An 18820-nucleotide genomic window follows, 5' to 3' on the forward strand; every position below is an offset into this window, starting at 1 on the left:
CTCGATATAATATAGGAAGATTATCTAATTCAATCCTTGTCCGGCATTCACGTTGATAAAATCATTTGAGAATTTTTCCTGTCCAGTATTGGTCAAGGGGTATTTCAACAGTCCCGTTAATACATGCAAAGGACAGGTAACTACATCGGCACCCAGTTTAGCACATTGAACAACATGGGTAGGATGCCGGACAGAAGCCGCCAGGATTTGTGTATTGAAACTAAAGTAGTTGCGATAAATCTGGTTGATCTCAGCAATTAGCTCCAGTCCATCCATCGATATGGTGTCCAATCGGCCTATGAATGGTGATACATAAGTAGCCCCAACTTTAGCCGCTACGATGGCCTGACCAGCGGAGAATACTAATGTACAGTTGGTTTGTATCCCAATCTGGCTGAAATAGTTGATGGCCTTAATGCCCTCTTTAGTCATTGGCACTTTTACGATAATATTGGGGTGAATATCGGCTAAGGCTTCCCCTTCCCGAATCATTCCCATAAAATCGGTGGCCGTCAGTTCCGCTGAAATTGGCCCATTTACGAGTTTACAGATTGTTGCGTAATGGGTAACAAGGTGCTCCGTAGCATGTATGCCTTCTTTAGCCAGTAGCGATGGGTTCGTAGTGACTCCATCCAGTATGCCGAGTTCGACCGCTTCCTGAATCTCGGTCAGGTTAGCCGTATCAATGAAAAATTTCATAATACTTACAAAGGGTATGAGATCATGACAAGTGTTGGGCTGAGTATCCGGTTGGCGATACGCCAAATAGCTCTTTAAACGCAACCGAAAAATTGTTTACGTTCGAGTAACCTACAGCAAAAGAGACTTCTGAAATGCTTAATCCTTTAGTTGTTAGTAAGTTAGCTGCCTGTTTTAATCGAATGTTTCGTATTAGATCCCGGGTTGTTAGATTGGTCAGTTCTTTCAGTTTACGGTGCAAATGCACCCGGCTAATGCCTATTTCACCCGCAATCATTTCGACACTCAACTCAGGATTGGCCAGGTTTTTATTGATCACGAGATGGACCTTCTCCAGCAACTTTTCCTCCGCAGCCTTAATGCTGATCTTAGAAATAAACTCGTCCTGATATTGCTGCTCATTTTCATTATTTTTCAGGAGTTGCCTGTTTTTGATCAAACCCTGAACGGTTTTCAATAATATGTCAATATTGAACGGTTTGGTAATGTAAGCGTCGGCGCCCAGCTCAAGCCCCTGAACATTACTCGACTCCTCCGTTTTGGCCGTTAACAACACAATCGGTATGTGATTGATCAAGGGATTGGCTCTCATTTTACGGCAAAGCGCCATGCCATCCATCACGGGCATCATAACGTCACTGACAACCAGATCCGGTTTTTCTTTCAGGATGCCTTTATAAGCTTCCTCACCATTGGCATAGGCAAACACGCTGTACTCACCAGATAATTCGTCAAAGAGATACTCACATATTTCGCTGTCGTCGTCGGCAATGACCACGCGTTTCGATTTTCGTTTAACCCTCGCTCCTGATGGTTCTTCTGCTTTGGATTCATACAGGCTTTCGGAGCCTGGCGCTAATGGCAACGCGGGTAGGAGTTCAGGGGCAACAACTTCGACGGCAGGTAAGGTTATGGAAAAACAGCAGCCGATGGACGTCTTGTTTTCGACCTTAATGGTTCCGCCATGCAGTTCAACGAGTTGTTTGACTAAATGAAGCCCTATGCCCGTACCGTATTGATTATAATCGCGGTGATCTGCCGATTGGTAGAAGCATTCGAATATCCGTTCCTTCTCGTTCTCATTGATAAACAGGCCGGAGTCTTCGATCATTATGACTAAATCCTGTTGATTCTGGTCTGGTTTCTGCACAGATCGCTTTACGGCCAGGGCTACCCGAATTGTTCCGTCGACAGGGGTAAATTTGAATGCATTCGACAGGATATTGATGAGCACCTTATCAAAATTCTGTGGGTCAATGCGGGCAAAAACCTTATCTGTCGGAAAATCCGTAACAAAGTGAATTTGTTTGGCCTGTGTCTGTTCCTCGAATAACTGACAGATTTCGCTCGTAAACTGAACCATATCCACACGAGCCTCCTGTAAGGTCATTTGCCCTTTTTCAATCTTGCGGATGTCCATTAACTGGTTCACCAGATCCAGTAACCGTTTTGTGTTCCGACCCATAATATCGTACAGGTACCTGCGCTCCCTGTCCTGATCGTGGGTAATCAGTTTTTGTAGAGGACTGACAACCAGTGTCAGTGGTGTACGTATTTCGTGGGCAATGTTGATGAAAAACTGGAGCTTGGCTTCATTGACCTCTTCCTGCCGTTGATGAGCCAGTCGTTCTTCCCTGATCCGACGCCGGTTTCGGATCATCCGATACGCCAGCCCCGACAGGATCAGGATCAGTAAACCATAGGCAAGCTTTGCCCAGACCGATAAATACCAGGCCGGATGAATAAAGATTGTTACCTGATGCTGGGCAGACGTGGCTTTATTGGCTTTGGCCTTGAACCGAAATTCGTATGTGCCGGGGGATAAGTTATCGAAAGTCAGCCGACTGGAGCCTGAGCGCAATTCTACCCAACCATTGTTATTGATGGAATATAAGTAGGATACCCGTTCGGCATCAATAAAATCCATCGTTGAAAACTCCAGCGTGAATGAGTTGTCCTGATGGGATAAGTTGAATTCGCTGGCACTATTGACGGTCGTATCGACGACTTGATAGCCACCTGACATTGTCCCTTTACGTACTGGCTTATCGTGAATGTAGAGATCAACAATCTGGACCGACGGGCGTTTCGTGGCAATTCGTATCTTATCGGGTTTAAAATGGGTAATGCCGTTTACTCCGCCCAAATAAAGCTCTCCATTATCCGTTTCTATAGACGCTCCCTGGCTGAATTCATTTCCTTGTAGTCCGTCGGCTGAGTAAAAATTGACAAACGTATTGGTTTCCAGATCCATCCTCGACAACCCCCGGTTGGTACTTAGCCATAAATGCCCGTCGTTGTCGCCCCGGATGGCGGAGATCAGGCTGCTTGGTAAGCCGTTGTCTATATCAAACGAGGTAATCTCCCTGGTTGAACGGGTGAGTCGTTTCAATCCCTGGGATGTACCTAACCACAAATTGCCCTTATTGTCGTCAAACAGCGAATAGATTACGACACTTCTTAGCAGGTTGTTAGAACCAAAGGTGGAGACAAAATTTTCTGTATCCAGATCCAGACAGGCCAGGCCATCGAAGGTGCCAATAAATAACTTATTGTCTTTGGAAACGAGCAGGCAGTTGATCCAGTTATTCGGGATTTGGTTATAGGTCGGTTGGTATAGTTTGCTGGGTAGTGCATCAAAGCTTTTTACGCTACCAGAGCGAAGGTCCAGGCAGAATAAGCCTGACCCCATTGTGGCCACCCACAGCCTCTGTTGAGAATCTTCTTTGATACTAAAGATTCGCTGGACATTATCTCCGTTTTTATCAACAATCTTACCGATGTTGCGGCTTTTCCCTGTTTTTCGGTCAAATTGTACCAGTCCATTTAGATAGGAGCCGAGCCAGAGATTTTTCCTTGAATCCTCATAAATGGCCATAATATTGGATGGTACTGGTCCACTCTCCGTATCGGCTCGGTAGTGTATGCTGGCGTTAGAGCCCGGTAACAACGCATATAAGCCGTCATTATCGGTGCCTACCCAAATCGTTTTTTCGCTATCCTCAAATAAAGCCATGACCGTGCTTGAGCCGATCGTGTTATTGCTTACGGATTTGTAGCCTATATAACCGAACCGATTGGGGTTACCTGAAAGTAGTAATAATCCCTTCTGGAAAATTCCGATCCATATATTGCCAGCTTTGTCTTCGAGGATAGAATGCACCTTGGATTTCGAAAAATCGAAGCTTGTAACATTCGTAGTCAAATCTAGAATTTTGTTGGTAGCCGGATCGAAATACTTCAGCCCTTTTCCACTGGTGGCCATTACGATTTGGTTGTTCCGATTAACCAGTAACTCATCAATTGGCAAGTCGGTACGCCCATTGTAAGGAATGGCAACGAAGGTCTGACTGGCCGGATCGTATCGGTATAATCCACTGCTCATATTGCCGACAAACAGCCGCCCATATCGATCCTGGCAGATACTCCTCACTACATTGTTCTGTACTTTTTTGGAGACAAAAAATGATCGGACAGAGCGCCCATCAAATCGATATAACCCTTTATCTTCTGTGGATACCCATAAGTTTTGCTCCGTATCTTCAAAAAGCTTGACAATCAGATCGGTATGAACATCGAGGTGCATCTTTTGCCCCCAAAGTTGATCGCCCTTCCGGGTAAGTTTAAATAGACCACGTCCTGAAGTGCCAACCAGAATATCCCCATTTTTCCGTTCACATAGGCTCACCACGCGTGTACTTACCATACTCTGATCATTCAGTTTGAGGGGGATTCTGTGGAAGGAATCGCTGGTTGGGTCGTAGTACTGCAATCCGTCAATTGAACCTACATACATTCTACCCGACTTATCTTCGAACAGGGTCTGTAGTAGATTACTCAAAATTCCCGTATCGTTCTTTTTATCATGCCTGTATACGGTGAATTTTATGCCATCAAACCGGTTTAAGCCATCTTCGGTAGCAATCCATAAAAAACCGCTTCGGTCCTGGTGGATGTCGCTAACGACGCTACCCGATAGACCGTTTTCGACTGTAAACAGTTTACCGGATTGGGCTAGTGTGGTAAATGGGCACCACAACCAAAAAATCAGGAATACAACTCTGGAATTCATGTACTGTACTTTTTGCTTTGCCACCGATACCTCTATACCGACATACTGGTTTAGCAACTAAGTTAGCGTTAGTAAGGTAACTACTGTATCCTACTTGGTAAGGTCTGTTTTGGTATGACCCTTGTGTAAGAATCATCAAACAACTATTCGTTTCTATGAATTCTCTGTAACGTTTTGTTATAGGGGGTAACTTTTTGAATGAGTGAACTTGATAGATAGTAATTAAGGGCAAAAGTATATTGGCATAATCCAAAACACAGCAAGATCGTGTTACATGATTAATTGGCTATGTTACATTTTTGGATTTAATCAAAAATTGTCGATGACCGGATTAGATCTGGTTAATGGATACCATGATCGTCAACTTTCTAAAACGATCTTGTGAAGCAACCGGGTTTGCTCCGACTCAGTAGCCTATGCCAGATAATGCCTTTTCAAAATAGACCAATCGTCATTTATTGGTATTGGATTGCTGAATCAAGTCTGAAACGATTATACCATGCGAATAAAATCACTATTGTTTTTCTTTTTCATCCTACTGTCTCTACGTTATTCGTCAGCCCAAACGGCTCAATCCCAGCATAAAACCAAAGCCACCTACACGAATCCATTACCAGTCCAATTTGGTGATCCGTTTGTATTGTTAACAAAGGGGACTTACTACATGTATGGTACAGGTGCAGGAGCTGATAAGGGATTTGTTGCTTATTCTTCCAAAGATATGGTGAATTGGAAGCGGGAAGGCCAGGTTTATTTTCATAATAATCCGAATGGCTGGAGTGATCCGAAAGCGAAGTGGGGTGGCGCTTACTGGGCACCGGAAGTCTATGAAGTGAAGGGCAAATTCTACCTGTTTTATAGCGCTCAATGGAAAGTCAATCCGACGCATGAAGAGGAAAATTTCCGGATAGGTGTAGCCGTGGCTGACAAGCCAACCGGCCCGTTTATTGATCTGGCCCAACAGCCTGTTTTTGATCCTTGCTATCCCATCATCGACGCCAATGTCTTCTTCGATACCAATGGCAAAGCGTATTTATACTATTCACGCTGCTGTTACAAACATGCGGTCGAAAGTGAAATAGCCGATTTAGCCCAACAAAAAGGGTGGTTTCAGGAGATCGAAGAAAGCTGGGTTTACGGCGTCGAACTGAAACCCGATTTTTCCGGCGTCGTTGGCCAACCCGTTCTTTTATTACGGCCCCCCGTCAAGCTAGGCGACAGGCAGTCTGACTGGGAAAGTCAATCGGTTACGACTCGGGAAGTAAATCGGCGCTGGACGGAGGGCTCGGTTACCTTCAAGAAAGGGAAAACGTATTATATGATGTATTCGGCCAATTATTTTGGGGGAAAACACTACGCCATTGGATACGCTACCTCCAGCTCGCCTTTAGGTCCCTATAAAAAAGCGGCTAATAACCCGATCTTACAGAAAAACACGCTACAGGGCGGCTCGGTTACCGGAACTGGACATAACAGCATCGCTTACTCACCCGATGGTAAAGAGATGTTCTGTGTTTACCACGCCAGAACGGCTAAAACCGGCGATGAACGGGTCGTTTGTTTTGACCGGATGCAGGTAGAAAATGGAGTGATTAAGATCGTAGGTCCTACCACCACTCCTCAAAAACTTCCTTCGGGGGCCGAATAAGGGAGCGGCCAATAGAAATTACATAGCCTTTCCACTGTTAAAGCCTTATTGATTCTACAGTTTCTTTTTCTGATCGTCAAACTCTTTCTGCGTCAGTGCACCCGCATCCAGGAGTTGTTTTAATTGAAGAAGCTCATCGGCTACACTGACCGAACCGGCTGATTTTGACTTAGCCCCAGACTAACTTAGACACGGTTCACTAACTGGGAATGATGCTCGGTTTTCTGGGTTAATGCATAACCAAAAAAAAGCCCGGCCAATCTGACCGGGTTTTGTTCGCTCTCCTAATGATAAAGCCTTCCCGCTCTATCATACTACTTTGACTTAGAAAATTGTAAAAAGTAACACGTATTTGTCTCCGTCGATAAAAGAAGTCGCCCGTGTTACTTTAACCTAAAGAACCGACTACATTTTAGTCTGCTACACGAAACGTGGAACAGGGTTTCAGCTTGGCCATAACCGACAGGCAATTGACAGTCCAAAGGAGAATTTCCGGCAATACCAATACCGCCACTTATAACCAGATTTGATAGTTGAAAACATTCGACTTATACATAGTGTCATACCAGCCAAGTTTCGCTTGTGTTATCGACTTTATGTATGTCTACTACGCCGACAGCCGCTAAATTCCGGCTGGTTCTCTCCGAAAGTCGTCCACTGCGGTACGTTGTCTTCTTTTATTTGTACGGGATGCAGGGCATACCAGCTGGCTTTTCACTGACTGCTCTAGCTAATTATTTAACCGCAGAAAACGTAAGTCCTGCGATAACGGGGTCGTTTGCGGCTTTGGTTGGGCTACCCTGGGCGTTTCAGTTTATATGGGGTCCCCTGATTGACCGCTATCAGCAGTCACCCATGGGCCGCCGAAAGCCCTGGGTGCTTGGTGCCCAGCTATTGGCATTTGGCGCTTCCCTGGCTATGCTCCTCGTTGATGATCCCGTCAAAGAACTGCGTACACTTGGTTTTTTCTTTCTTGTCCATAGTCTTTTTGCTGCCATCCAAGACGCGAGCGTTGATGCTATGGCCATATCGATCATTCCTCAAGACGAGCGGGGTAGGGTCAACGCCTTTATGCGGGCAGGCTTTTTGATTGGGACCGCAGTAGGTGCAGCAGTACTTTCCCAAATTCTCCGTACGTATAGTTTTTTCGATGCGGCTCTTACCCAAAGCTTTTGTCTGTTTGCCCTCACCCTGCTCACCGGCTTTATCCGAGAGCGTCCTGAAGATCGGCTATTCCCTTTTTTGAAGCGTCGGACTCCAATCCTGACGGCAACAACTGATGAACAACCTTTTCCAGCTCCCACTTTCAGATGGCTGTTTGTCGAATTAGGAAAAGGCATTCTGGCCACTCGGAATCTGTTAATTGCCAGCGCAATCATAACTGCCTACGTCAGTGTCAGCTTATTTTTAAGAAGCTATAATTATCACCTGATTCAACAACTAGGCTGGGCTGACACGACTATCTCGCTATTGACGGGTACGTATGGAATGCTGGTTGCTACGGCCGCAGCCCTTATTGGAGGGTATGTGTCTGACCAAATCGGGGCTCCCCGATTACTGGTGATGGTGTTGGCTGTTGTGACCACCTATCTGCTTGGTTTCAATCTGTTAGAAGCCGCCTGGACTAACCGGACAGTTGCCCAGGCTGGTTTGGTAGCGTTGTATTTTATGGACCCGATTATAAGTGCAGCCGCCATGCCGATGCTGATGTCGATCTGTCGCACCGGAATAGAAGGCTCACAATTTACGACCTATATGGCTTTTGTGAATTTATCGGATATTGCCGGATCCTACCTGGCAGGTCAGGCGTTAGCTTATATTCAGGCGCCAACTCTTGGTTTAGTCGCAGGTGGTTTAGCGGCCGTAGCCATGGTCAGCATCTTTTTGGTCTTACGCCACTATAAAGATTTATCGGCCGAACGTAAACTTCTTAAAGACAGAGACGGCTTCGCCGTCAGTAGTGGGAGCTGAATTGTCGTTGCTGGCGCTTCTGAATGCCCCATATCAGAATAAGCGAAAGACTCTTCATCACAAGGAGGAGATTTTTGCTAGAATACTAAATTCAGGTAGATTATTATCGTACGTTGGGTTATTCCATAGTAATTCTAGTTGTGTAATGGGTTTTGCGTCCGTTTAATAAAAGCTTCGTTTGCTGAGCAGTACTGGCCTGTATATTTAATTGATAGACCACTCAAACTATGGGTGATTGTACGGGTAAACATCAAACCAACAAGCGTGAAACGAAGAAAATTTATTCAAACGACTTTGGCAGGGACTCCGCTTGTAACGATTGACCCTGCCCAAACCCTGGCTGACCGGGACTCGAAAGGCTTTAAAATTCAGAAAGGGGAAGGCCGCTATCATGGACATATCCAGCTTAAAGGCGTTAATGCTAATATTCTGGACGTGAAAGTATCAGGAAAAGATACCAATGGGGATTTGGCGGTCTTTGAACAAACTTCTCTGTCACCTAAGCGAGGCACCCCTTTACATGTCCATCCCAACCAGGATGAAATCTTTCATGTACAAGAAGGCCAGTATGCTTTCTTAGTTGGTAAGGATCGTTTTGAACTTCAGGCAGGTGACAGTATATTTTTACCTCGCAAAGTGCCGCATGCCTGGACTCAAGTTAGTGAAAAAGGGCGTATGACGGTCATTCTTCAGCCAGCAGGTAAGCTGGAGGAGTTTTTTGTGGTCATGTCAAGCCTGACAAAGGAGCCAACCCCACAGGAAATAGCCAAAATTTTTGCCGATCATGATATGCAAGTAGTTGGCCCTCCTCTGAAAGTTGACTGACCGATAACCGCTACAAGGAAACCAGGTAAGCTGTGGGATCTCAATAATAAAATCCAGTTGTGGCTAACAGAGCTTCTGAATCCAGAAGCTAACTGGCCAGGCATTTAACTCGAAATATTCATATATAATAAACTGTTTACTGTAGTTGAGAAAAATAGTCAACTTTCTGTATATCAGCGTGTTAATTAGGTAATTATTTGCCGGGTTCGGGAGCTATCCGGGTTAAAAAAATGTTATTAGTTGGTAGGGTAACCGCTTTCCTAACGTCAACATTTGCCCGCTTTTCTGCTCCGTTATGACTCTTACTGTAAAACCTGTTTTGCAGGACAAGCCTGCTATCCAATCATTAAATAAGTCACCTCGTTTATGGATGCCCAAACGGGTTGTTTTTACCGCTGACGCCCTAAAGGAACCTTTTGGACAGGCCATCTATGAACGGGTATCGGCCTTTAATCTACCGATTGATATTGCAACAAATAACCGCATCACGGGTCTGCGCGGAGTCGATGAGCGGGAGACATATCGCCTGGCTAAATCGACACTAGCCGTTGTTAATGCGCCACCGAGTGCGTTCAGACTTCAGCCCATTCCTCCTTCCGCCGATTGGCAGATGAACCTGGCCGAAGGCTGTCCGGCCCATTGCCAGTATTGTTACTTAGCGGGTAGTCTGGCAGGTCCACCAGTTGTGCGAGCGTATGCCAACCTGCCAAAGATGCTTGCCCACACGGCTAATTACGAAGGCACGTATCCGCCTAACCGGAGTTGGCAGGGAAACGAACCCAACCGACCGACCACCTTTGAGGTTAGCTGCTATACTGATGTGCTGGGTATTGAGCACCTGACGGGTAGTCTGGCGGAATGCATCCAATATTTTGGTAATCGATCGATGGGGCAGTTACGCTTTGTCTCAAAGTACGATCAGGTAGACAATCTGCTCGATCTGGCCCACAATGGGCAGACCCGTGCTCGGATCAGTTTGAATGCTGACATCCTGGCCAGTCGCCTGGAAGGTGGAACCGCTTCGGTAGAAGCCCGGTTGCAGGCTCTTCGCAAGCTGGCTTTACCCAGAGAGGTAGGCGGTGGTGGATACCCCATTGGCTTAGTTATTGCCCCCGTCATGCCTGTTACGGATTGGCAAGACCATTACAGGGCGCTGCTGGATCGGATCGCTGAGGTTCTTGATTTCCCCTGTGACCTGACTGTTGAGTTTATCAGCCACCGCTTCACGGCGGGCTCCAAGGCATTGCTCCAGGCGTGGTACCCAAACACCTCGCTGGAGATGAATGAAGCAACGCGGGCTCCGAAGCGTAATAAGTTTGGTGGCACCAAGTACGTTTATCGTCCTGTGGAGATGAACCAGATGAAGTCGTTCTTTTACCGGGAGTGGGCGCAGCGTTTCCCTGATGCTCCAATACTGTACTGGACATAACCACTGCGGCTAATGAGCCTAAATCCGTCATGCACCAAATGCGGATCTGCCACCTTCTCGAAAGAGAGCGTTAAGCCAGCGCTCTCTACAATTAAATGAGGCAGAAGCCAATTCGCTATGGGCCAAGCTACGTTCTCTCGAAAACGCCAATACAACGACAGGTCGGTGTTTACAGATTTTGGCAACAGCCTCGTTGGCATCTTTGTAAGTCCCCAGTAGAAATACCGCATCAGACGTTGTCGCAGCGTCTTGTTGACTTAAAATAAACAAATGGTGATCATGTAAGTCGAATCGGTATCTCAAAACTAAATGCTGATTAACAGATGATTAATTCCCAATTCGGGTAGTATCTGTTAGAGACTGCTTGTTAATCTAAGACCATAAAATAAAGAAAATTAGTAGTACGGGTTTTTCCAAAGACGGTTGGTTCAACAGGTTGTTAGCAGTGGAAACAAGTATACATGAATTAACAACGTTATGGATAGTATTAATCAAGAGCAACCCGAAGCCAATCACGAAGATCTGAGTGGGATCGAAGCCGGGAAAAAAATTAAGGAATTGGTAGACCAGAACAAGACCTGTTATTTCTGTACGAAAATCACGTCAGGCCAGCCCTTGACAACAAGGCCTATGTCGGTGCAAAAGGTAGATGAAGCCGGCAATTTCTGGTTCCTGAGTGCCGACGACAGTCATAAAAATGCGGAGATACAGCTTGACCATCGAGTTCACCTGTTGTTTCAGGGCTCGGCTCATTCCGATTTTCTGAGTGTCTATGGCGAGGCCACCATATCGAAAGATAAACAGCTTATCAAAGAACTTTGGGAGCCGCTGTTAAAAACGTGGTTTACCGAAGGGGAGGACGATCCGCGCATTACCGTGATCAAAGTAGACACGCGTGAGGGCTATTATTGGGACAATAAACACGGGAATGCGGTAGCCTTTGTCAAAATGGCTGCCGGTGCGATTATGGGTAAAACGTTAGATGACTCGATTGAGGGTAAATTAACGGTCTAAAAACTAGTCATCTGTTAGCCGTTCGTCGATTCGGATACTACTGTTCATAAATTGTAATGGTATCATCCGAATTGGCGAACGGTGGTTGACGAACAACTATTATCAAGCGTCGTTTTAAGCAATCGAGAAGAAAACGTAAATAGTTTATTATTAGTAGTTTGTTGGTCAATTTGGTCAAATAAATGACCTTTTTAGTAGTCGAAAACGGCCAGAAGGAGGAGACGAAAAGGTACGGAGATCAACAGGTTCGTTACACAACAAAAACTACCTCTTTTGTAAGCCGTAAATTGATTATTAGCTAAGCGAACGATTGAATACAGGTTTCTGATTTTGACTGGCCTTAGGCAATGGCTGGCCGGTTGAAGCGGAGTTTGACCAACGTCCCATGCTGGTTTTCGTAGGTTAGTATACCATCGAGCTGGCGGGTAAGTAGTTCCACCAACTGGGTGCCGAAGCCGGTTTCATTGACGGCTTCCACAGGCTGTTTACCGATACCATTGTCAGCTACCATCAACAGCAATGAATCGTCGTCCATCCGCGTCAGACTGATGCGAATTGTGCCGTTGTCCTTACCGATAAAGGCATATTTAAGCGAGTTGGTTAGTAACTCATTCGTGATTAGTCCTATGGAAACCGCCGTGTCAATATCCAGTACTAGCTCGGGCATCGAACAGAGGATGGTGATGCGACCGGCGGCATCGAACGAATCGAGAATGCTTTCGCTGAGGTTTAGAAAATAGTCGCGCATCTCAATCGCCCCTAACTGCTTGCCCTGGTAGAGTTTCTGGTGAATGATGCCCATACTCTGCACCCGGTTTTGACTGGCCTGTATGGCTTCCTGTACGTTAGGGTCAGTAACTTTAGCCGATTGTAAGGCCAGCAAACTTGACACTACTTCCAGATTATTCTTGACCCGGTGATGAATCTCTTTCAGCAGGAGTTCGTTCTGGGCGTTTTTCTGAGCAATCTCGTCGCGCTGTTGTTTAATGACAACGGCTTCCTGAAGGGCCAGTTCACGGGCTTGTTCACGCAGACGGACCTTCAATAAGTACCAAAAGCCGAGTAGCAGCAGCAGCGCATAAGCCGCGTAGGCCCAAAGGCTTTGCCACCAGGGTGGGCTGATGCGTATGCGGAGGGGCGTCAGATTGGTCCAAATTCCGTCGCTGTTGCGGGCTTTCAGGTGGAACAGGTACGTTCCCGGCTTCATCTGGGCAAAATCAACGGTGTTTTTGGGGCCGATGCTTACCCATTGTGGCTCGTCATTCGGTCCGGTCAGGGAATAGGCATACGCTCGACTGCTGGTATTGCGGTAATCCAGCAGCGCAAATTTTAGTTCTAAGGTGTTTTCCCGATGCGACAATGCCAGCTCCTTGACTCGCCAGCGATCCGAGGGCATGGGCCGCATGGTTTGCGTACCGTCGGTGTCGAAGCAGGAAACGCCCACCAACCGCAGGGGTGAAGAGGCTTTAGGAATGATGTGGATGGTATCGTTTGGCCCAAACCGCCGTAAGTTGTTCTGGCAACCGAAGTAAATCTCGCCGGTAGTGGCCAGTGCGGTAATGGGCGTTGAGTAAGCCGAGTTGCCCACAAACTGCGGAAACGTGGTTACGCGCTCCGTAAGGGGGTCGATACAGGATACCACCTGGTTCTGGTTGAACCAGATTTTGCCAGTTCGGTCGAGGGTGGCGTGGGCAAAATAATCGTCCGTGAACCCGTCTGCTGCACCATATTTTTTGAATCTTCCCGTTTTGACCGAAAGCTTCTGCAAGGGAGCCGAATATCCACTCGTTATCCATACATCACCCTGTTTATCAATCACGGGCGCAAAGGTGTAGTTGCTGGCCAGTCCGTAGGGGTCGCCTTGCCGGAGTACAAACCGCTGCACTTGTCGGGTTCGTTTATTTACCCGGCTAAGCCCATGAGCGGCTCCGCACACCCACACTGTGTTCTGCGCATCGACCGCAATTTTCTGGAGTGTGTTCGAGAGTAAACTATTGGCGTTGGTGGGATCATTTTTCCACTGGTCATACGTACTCACCAGCCCCGTCTCGACCGATAAGCTGCCCTTCGGAATGCGGAAAAGTCCCTGCCCCCAGGTCGAAATCCAGAGGTCGCCATCCCGGTCAATGACCGAAGCGATGGCATTCGGGATCGTCTTACTCCCGGCCTTATCTAAACGGACTGGTGTGAGACGGCTCGTTTTTTTGTTGTAAACGAACAGGCCAGCTTCCGCACCAACCAGCAGATATGGATCGTAGCCGGTCCCGGTCGAGCCTGGCAGCGTGAGGGTGAAATAGGTCAGGGGTTGTTTCAAGACAACCTTCATCTCATTCTGGACCGGATTATAGCGAATCAGGCCCAGATCGGTACTGATCCAAAGGAAGCCTTCCGAGTCGGGCATGAGGGATTCCGTTACGGGTCGGGCCAATCCAGGCCGGGTCGGAACGGCACCGGCGGAGTTGCTCAATTTGGGCAAAGGAATGTTGGGGTGACGTTCCTGGCGGGGGTCAAAAAAAAGCGGGTTTTTGTCACTCGCCCGTTCCAGCCAGATTAACCCCTGTCCATCTTCGTAGAGGGTTACCAGTTCCCTGAGTTGTTCCCCATTGCTGATGGCTACGGGTGTGCAATGCTCCACGACATTCCGGTCGGCTGAAATGCGGAAGATGTCGTTATCGCAGCAAAGCCAAAGCCGCCCCGCCCGATCTTCCAGAATCACGTTTGGAAACGGAATGGGTTTGCCATCGGTCGTTCGCTTATCGAACCAGTTGATTTGCCCGGTTTTGGGGTCAAAAACCCGCAGCCCGGTTTGGTCCGGAACACCCATCCAGATCAGACCCCGACGATCTTTGCAGAGGCCGTTAATCACATTGAGACCATCGGTGGCATTGATGACGGGCACCCCTGATTTGTTTACAGTCGGAAAGCACCGCCAACGGTTACTGGCTCGGTCAAACTGCTCGAACCCAGCCGTCGTGCAAACGTAAATGTAATCAGGAGACACCAGAATGGGCGACAGCGGGTTGCCCTGTAACTGCCCTGCCCCGCCCGGTTTGGGCAAAAAACGGACAGTGCTACCTGTTTTGGGGTCGAACCGATTCATGCCATAATCGCTGCCGATCCAGAGATAACCGGATTCATCGCGTTGAAGAAACCGGAGCTTATCCGACGACAAACTGGTTTTGTTGGTGGGCAGGTGTCGAAAATGGGTCACGTTGACCGTTTGCTGATTGTAGGCATTAAGGCCCCCGTCGCGGGTTGTTATCCAGAACGTACCTCGCTCGTCCTGAATCATATCCGCCACCCGCGCCGAGGAGAGGGAGTTCAAGTTCGCCGGATCAGAGCGTACCGTTACGATCTCATGGCCGTCGTATCTGTTCAGGCCACTGCCGCCGACGAACCAGAGAAAATCGTCGCGGTCGGTAAAGAATCGATTGATGGTTAGTTGATTTCGGTTGCGGCCTAGCGTCTCTTTGGGGGGTTCGTCGAAGTAAAGCACCGTGGATTGTGCCTGTCCGGCGGACGCGGACAGGCACAATCGCAGGAGGAGCCACCCAAAAACAACGCGTCCATTCATGTTGACCTGTTTGTTAGCCCAAGCTACTTCACTTGTCTTTCTGATCCTCGTTGTTAATATCGCGGATGCAGATAAATTTTCCGTCGCGTTTTTCAAAAATGCCCATGTATTTGCCGGTGCTCACTACGTTGCCAGCCGCGTCTTTAACTGTTGTCTTCCCGACTTCGGTCACTACGTTGCCATCGCCGTACACGTCCATCGTCTCGTAGGAAACCGTAGTCCCGGCCTTGCGCGCTTTCATACTTTTGAGCAACACCTGCCGGATCGCAGCCTTTCCCACGGACATAGGTTCGTCGTCGGCCATTTCTATGGCGTCGTCTGTGTAGAGTGCCATTACTTTGTCGATGTCCTTAGCGGTAGTGGCGCTGGCCCACTCGGTTTCGATGGCTTGTATTTCCGATTTGATGGCGGCCATATCGGGTTTAGCAGCTACCTGCTCGGTTGCAGTTTCCTGTTTTTGGGCGGGGGCGTTGCAGCCAGTAACGCATACAGATGTGATGGCAACAACGGCCAGGAGTAGGGTGAATGGATTGGTTTTCATTGGGTTTTTGATGGTTAGACGATTAAGGCACTCTCACTAAGCGACGGTAGAGTTCAACGGCTTTTATTTTCTCGTACACCGTACCCAGTTTTTTATCTGCTTCCTGAAACGATTTGTCGTCGTGGATTTTCTGGTACGCGCTGGCATTGGGCCAATTGCCCTCGAAGAAGTAGCGGTATTTGTCGGCTCCTTCTCCCTCTACTTTGTAGAGCGTATATCCGGCGTTACTGTAGCCCAGACGTTTAATGATCGTGTTCAGCTCACCAATCATCGCCGACAGCTGGGCCTCCGTTACACCCGCCGGCATATCGAAAAGGTGAATACTTTTGAGTTGAGTCGTTGCCGTTTGCTGAGCCTGTGCAGATGACGTACCGAGGCTAACCAGCAGCCAAAGAGAAGCTAGGGAAATCAGGAGTTGTTTCATGGTTTGATTGGATTAGTTTAACTGTTTTAAGATTGATTCCCGGCAGTATAGGCTGGGCTTATTTGTTTTACTCGAATATGAATCAGGTGTCAACAACATTGTTGACAAAAGGGCAAAATGAACGTAGTTTCTTTTATTTTATTTAGTGATTCAAATCGAAAAAAAGCTACTTAGTGCTTATCTATTTAGTGAGTTTAGGGCCGACAATTTCCATGTCATGTTCCTTAAATTGCTGCTCAAGAGTTTTCCCGTCCGTATATGCTGGGTTTTTTCTATTGTAAAAAAACTCTTCCATTTTACCCGCAGGTTGGTAGGTGAGAATCATTTGGTGAGGACCTTCTCCAATTGTAAGAAAACAATGAGGAATATTTTTTGGAGCAAACGCAGTGTCGCCTTTTTTAAGATTAAATACATCATCACCAATTTTCACAAGGTAATTTCCTTTTGTGATAAAGAACACTTCATCTTGATTAGGATGAATATGTAAAGGTGGGCCAACATCTACGGGGTCATTTTCCTCTACAACATATAAACTATTGTTAGTGTCTTTACCTGAAATTTTACACTTCATATTTTTTTCCTTTCCAAAAATCGTATCCTCATTCCATCGGTCTTTATCAGCTTCTACTTTAAATCCTCCTCCTTTTAGTAGTGTGAATTTCTCTTGCGCCTTTGTAAGAAAAGGTGTGATAGTTGCCATCGGTACAATCGAAAAAAACAACTGAATTAATTTTCGTCTTTGCATATTGAGTCGATTTTCATCGTTAAATCCAATTCCATGAATAACAAATAGTCTTTGAATTCTGCGGGGATTTCCATCTCTGGATACGCGTCAATATCACGAAATCCAACACGTCTATATAAGGCGTGAGCTGCTTCCATAAACTTCGGACTGTCAAGCCGAATTCTTTTATAACCAACTTTTTTTGCTTCAAGTAAAAGTCGGTCAAGGATCGCTCGTCCAGCCCCAATTCGTCTAGTAGCTGGATCAACAAACATTCGTTTTATTTCACCGATATCGGAGTTGATACGTTTCAGGCTTCCAAGTCCACATACTTCACCTTCATAAGTAGCCAGGATTAGCTGTCCGTAAGGGGGTTGAAACTTGCCAATCTGTTGGATATCCTGGTCAACTGCTTCTGTTGGATTATGAGGATGGACGCCATAGAGTTTCTGCATTTTGTCGTTACCCCAAACTAAATAGTCGAACCATAATTTTTTAACGGCTTCCAGGTCGTCGGGAATGACAACAGTTCTTGTTTTTACTCTTCCACTTTCGTTCATTTCTTGACTGGGTTTTGGTTGTTTACTTTCTACAGATAGCTCAGCCACCACTGCTCTTTGTGCGTTGTCTTGTAGGCATCATACCAGCTACACAGGGGATACAAGGACGCGACAACGGCTATCCAAATGAGGTAAACCACCCCAAGGTTGTAGCCTCCATCGCCGGGTAGAACAAACCGCATCGGTATGATTTGCAGCGATTTGTCGGCCTCTGTCATGGTGTGGCCAGCGGCAAAAAAGACAATCATGCGCAGGGTATGCAGGACGTACCAATGGATCGTGTAATAAAAAAAGGCCGTTCGTCCGTAGGTGCGCAGCACGGCTGTAACACGATTGTGTACGTTCTCCAGCAACGCCAGTCCCAGCAGGCCCGGCCCTACCGTAATGCACATGTACAGCAGCGATGGGGGATATTTATGCACCTTCAGGAACGAGAACAACGTTGTGAGGCCATCTTTCTGGACGCTCCAGGGGAAAGGGTCGCCGTATCCATTCAGCCAACGCAGCCCCACAAATAACCCAATGGTTCCGGCACCGAGATAAACAAGCCACTGTTGACGCTTCTGGGGCGCAACCGTTGGCTCAAACAGACGGCCCAGGCAGTAGCCCATCATCATTAGCCCCAGCCACGGAAGAAACGGGTACAGTACCACAACGACCCGACCGGGAGCGTATTCAAACACACGGTGACTACCACCATGAAACAGTGCCCACCATAAACCAGATGTAAATCCTGGTGCCTGTTCCACCGCGTCCAGCAGATTGTGGCCTAAAACGATCGCTAAACCAATGCCCAGTATGGCCCGGAACGGCAGCCATGTTAATCCGGCCATGAACACCATGCTGATGCCCAGCGACCAGAAAACAACCAGCGTGATGGGATTAAACAGGGTAAACGTATCCGCCGGCGCAATCAGGAGCACCTCGGCGACAATGAGCCATAGACCCCGTTTTAGCAGGAACAGACTTAACTCGCTGCGCGATTTTCGTAACCCCTGCAGGTAGATGGACGTACCGGATAGCAAAGCAAACGTAGGGGCGCAGAAGTGGGTAATCCAGCGGGTGGCGTACAGGATCGGTGTGGTGGTATCGAGATTGAGCGGGTCGTCGGTATAGGCCTGGCCGTGAAAGAAATCGCGCGTATGATCCAGCGCCATTATGACCATGATCAGGCCCCGCAGTACGTCGATGGACTCAACACGGTTTTTGATGAATGAAGGCGCTGGATTGAGGGAGCCTTCGGTTACCGATGTATGGGAGAGCGGAAAGGTCATTTTGGTATAGCGGCTAACACTCGTTTATGTGTTCTGGAGGGTTTAGATAACCTCAGGCAGGAATC

13 protein-coding genes and 1 pseudogene are annotated in these 18820 nt (G+C 47.4%); 5 read left to right on the plus strand and 9 right to left on the minus strand.

Going from position 1 to position 18820, the window contains the following annotated elements; genetic code table 11:
- Nucleotides 1-24 precede the first annotated feature (24 nt).
- Together fsa and ACYVFD_RS18030 are read right to left on the minus strand one after the other, a co-directional pair.
- A complete protein-coding gene (fsa, locus tag ACYVFD_RS18025; protein ID WP_461091760.1) occupies nt 25-699 on the minus strand; it encodes a fructose-6-phosphate aldolase in 675 nt (224 codons plus the stop codon).
- Nucleotides 700-721: 22 nt separating this feature from the next.
- Nucleotides 722-4771 (minus strand): hybrid sensor histidine kinase/response regulator, encoded by a 4050-nt coding sequence (locus tag ACYVFD_RS18030; protein ID WP_461091762.1) that lies wholly within the window; start codon nt 4769-4771, stop codon nt 722-724.
- A gap of 499 nt (nt 4772-5270) precedes the next feature.
- Here ACYVFD_RS18030 and ACYVFD_RS18035 point away from each other — a divergent pair, with 499 nt between their 5' ends.
- Nucleotides 5271-6419 carry a glycoside hydrolase family 43 protein gene (locus ACYVFD_RS18035; protein WP_461091764.1) on the plus strand — a complete coding sequence of 383 codons (1149 nt, stop codon included), beginning with the start codon at nt 5271-5273 and terminating at the stop codon, nt 6417-6419.
- A 54-nt stretch (nt 6420-6473) separates the two neighbouring features.
- Here the strand turns inward: ACYVFD_RS18035 and ACYVFD_RS18040 are convergent.
- Nucleotides 6474-6545: pseudogene (locus tag ACYVFD_RS18040) on the minus strand (SHOCT domain-containing protein); the annotation flags it as partial.
- Nucleotides 6546-7019: 474 nt separating this feature from the next.
- On the opposite strand from ACYVFD_RS18040, the gene ACYVFD_RS18045 reads away from it, so the two are divergent.
- From ACYVFD_RS18045 to ACYVFD_RS18060, 4 genes are all read left to right on the plus strand, one after another.
- Nucleotides 7020-8390, plus strand: a complete 1371-nt coding sequence (locus tag ACYVFD_RS18045; protein ID WP_461091766.1) for an MFS transporter — start codon at nt 7020-7022, stop codon at nt 8388-8390.
- Nucleotides 8391-8654: 264 nt separating this feature from the next.
- Nucleotides 8655-9215: a cupin domain-containing protein gene (locus tag ACYVFD_RS18050; RefSeq protein ID WP_461091767.1), complete on the plus strand. Its 561-nt coding sequence runs from the start codon at nt 8655-8657 to the stop codon at nt 9213-9215.
- A gap of 295 nt (nt 9216-9510) precedes the next feature.
- The gene (locus tag ACYVFD_RS18055; protein ID WP_461091769.1) at nt 9511-10644 is read left to right on the plus strand and encodes a spore photoproduct lyase family protein; all 1134 of its coding nucleotides are present in this window, start codon (nt 9511-9513) and stop codon (nt 10642-10644) included.
- 477 nt (nt 10645-11121) lie between these two features.
- The gene (locus tag ACYVFD_RS18060; RefSeq protein ID WP_461091771.1) at nt 11122-11658 is read left to right on the plus strand and encodes a pyridoxamine 5'-phosphate oxidase family protein; all 537 of its coding nucleotides are present in this window, start codon (nt 11122-11124) and stop codon (nt 11656-11658) included.
- A 340-nt stretch (nt 11659-11998) separates the two neighbouring features.
- Here the strand turns inward: ACYVFD_RS18060 and ACYVFD_RS18065 are convergent, their stop codons facing one another.
- From ACYVFD_RS18065 to ACYVFD_RS18090, 6 genes are all read right to left on the minus strand, one after another.
- Complete coding sequence (locus ACYVFD_RS18065; protein WP_461091773.1) at nt 11999-15232, minus strand: histidine kinase dimerization/phosphoacceptor domain -containing protein; 3234 nt, start codon at nt 15230-15232, stop codon at nt 11999-12001.
- A 28-nt stretch (nt 15233-15260) separates the two neighbouring features.
- Nucleotides 15261-15773, minus strand: a complete 513-nt coding sequence (locus ACYVFD_RS18070) for a YybH family protein (protein ID WP_461091775.1) — start codon at nt 15771-15773, stop codon at nt 15261-15263.
- A 22-nt stretch (nt 15774-15795) separates the two neighbouring features.
- Complete coding sequence (locus ACYVFD_RS18075) at nt 15796-16197, minus strand: hypothetical protein (RefSeq protein ID WP_461091777.1); 402 nt, start codon at nt 16195-16197, stop codon at nt 15796-15798.
- Between the two features lie 181 nt (nt 16198-16378).
- Nucleotides 16379-16897: a cupin domain-containing protein gene (locus ACYVFD_RS18080; protein WP_461091779.1), complete on the minus strand. Its 519-nt coding sequence runs from the start codon at nt 16895-16897 to the stop codon at nt 16379-16381.
- Nucleotides 16898-16923: 26 nt separating this feature from the next.
- Nucleotides 16924-17481 carry a GNAT family N-acetyltransferase gene (locus ACYVFD_RS18085; RefSeq protein WP_461091781.1) on the minus strand — a complete coding sequence of 186 codons (558 nt, stop codon included), beginning with the start codon at nt 17479-17481 and terminating at the stop codon, nt 16924-16926.
- Nucleotides 17482-17510: 29 nt separating this feature from the next.
- Nucleotides 17511-18755, minus strand: a complete 1245-nt coding sequence (locus tag ACYVFD_RS18090) for a DUF1624 domain-containing protein (RefSeq protein ID WP_461091783.1) — start codon at nt 18753-18755, stop codon at nt 17511-17513.
- Nucleotides 18756-18820 lie beyond the last annotated feature (65 nt).

It is taken from the genome of Spirosoma gilvum (assembly GCF_054776815.1).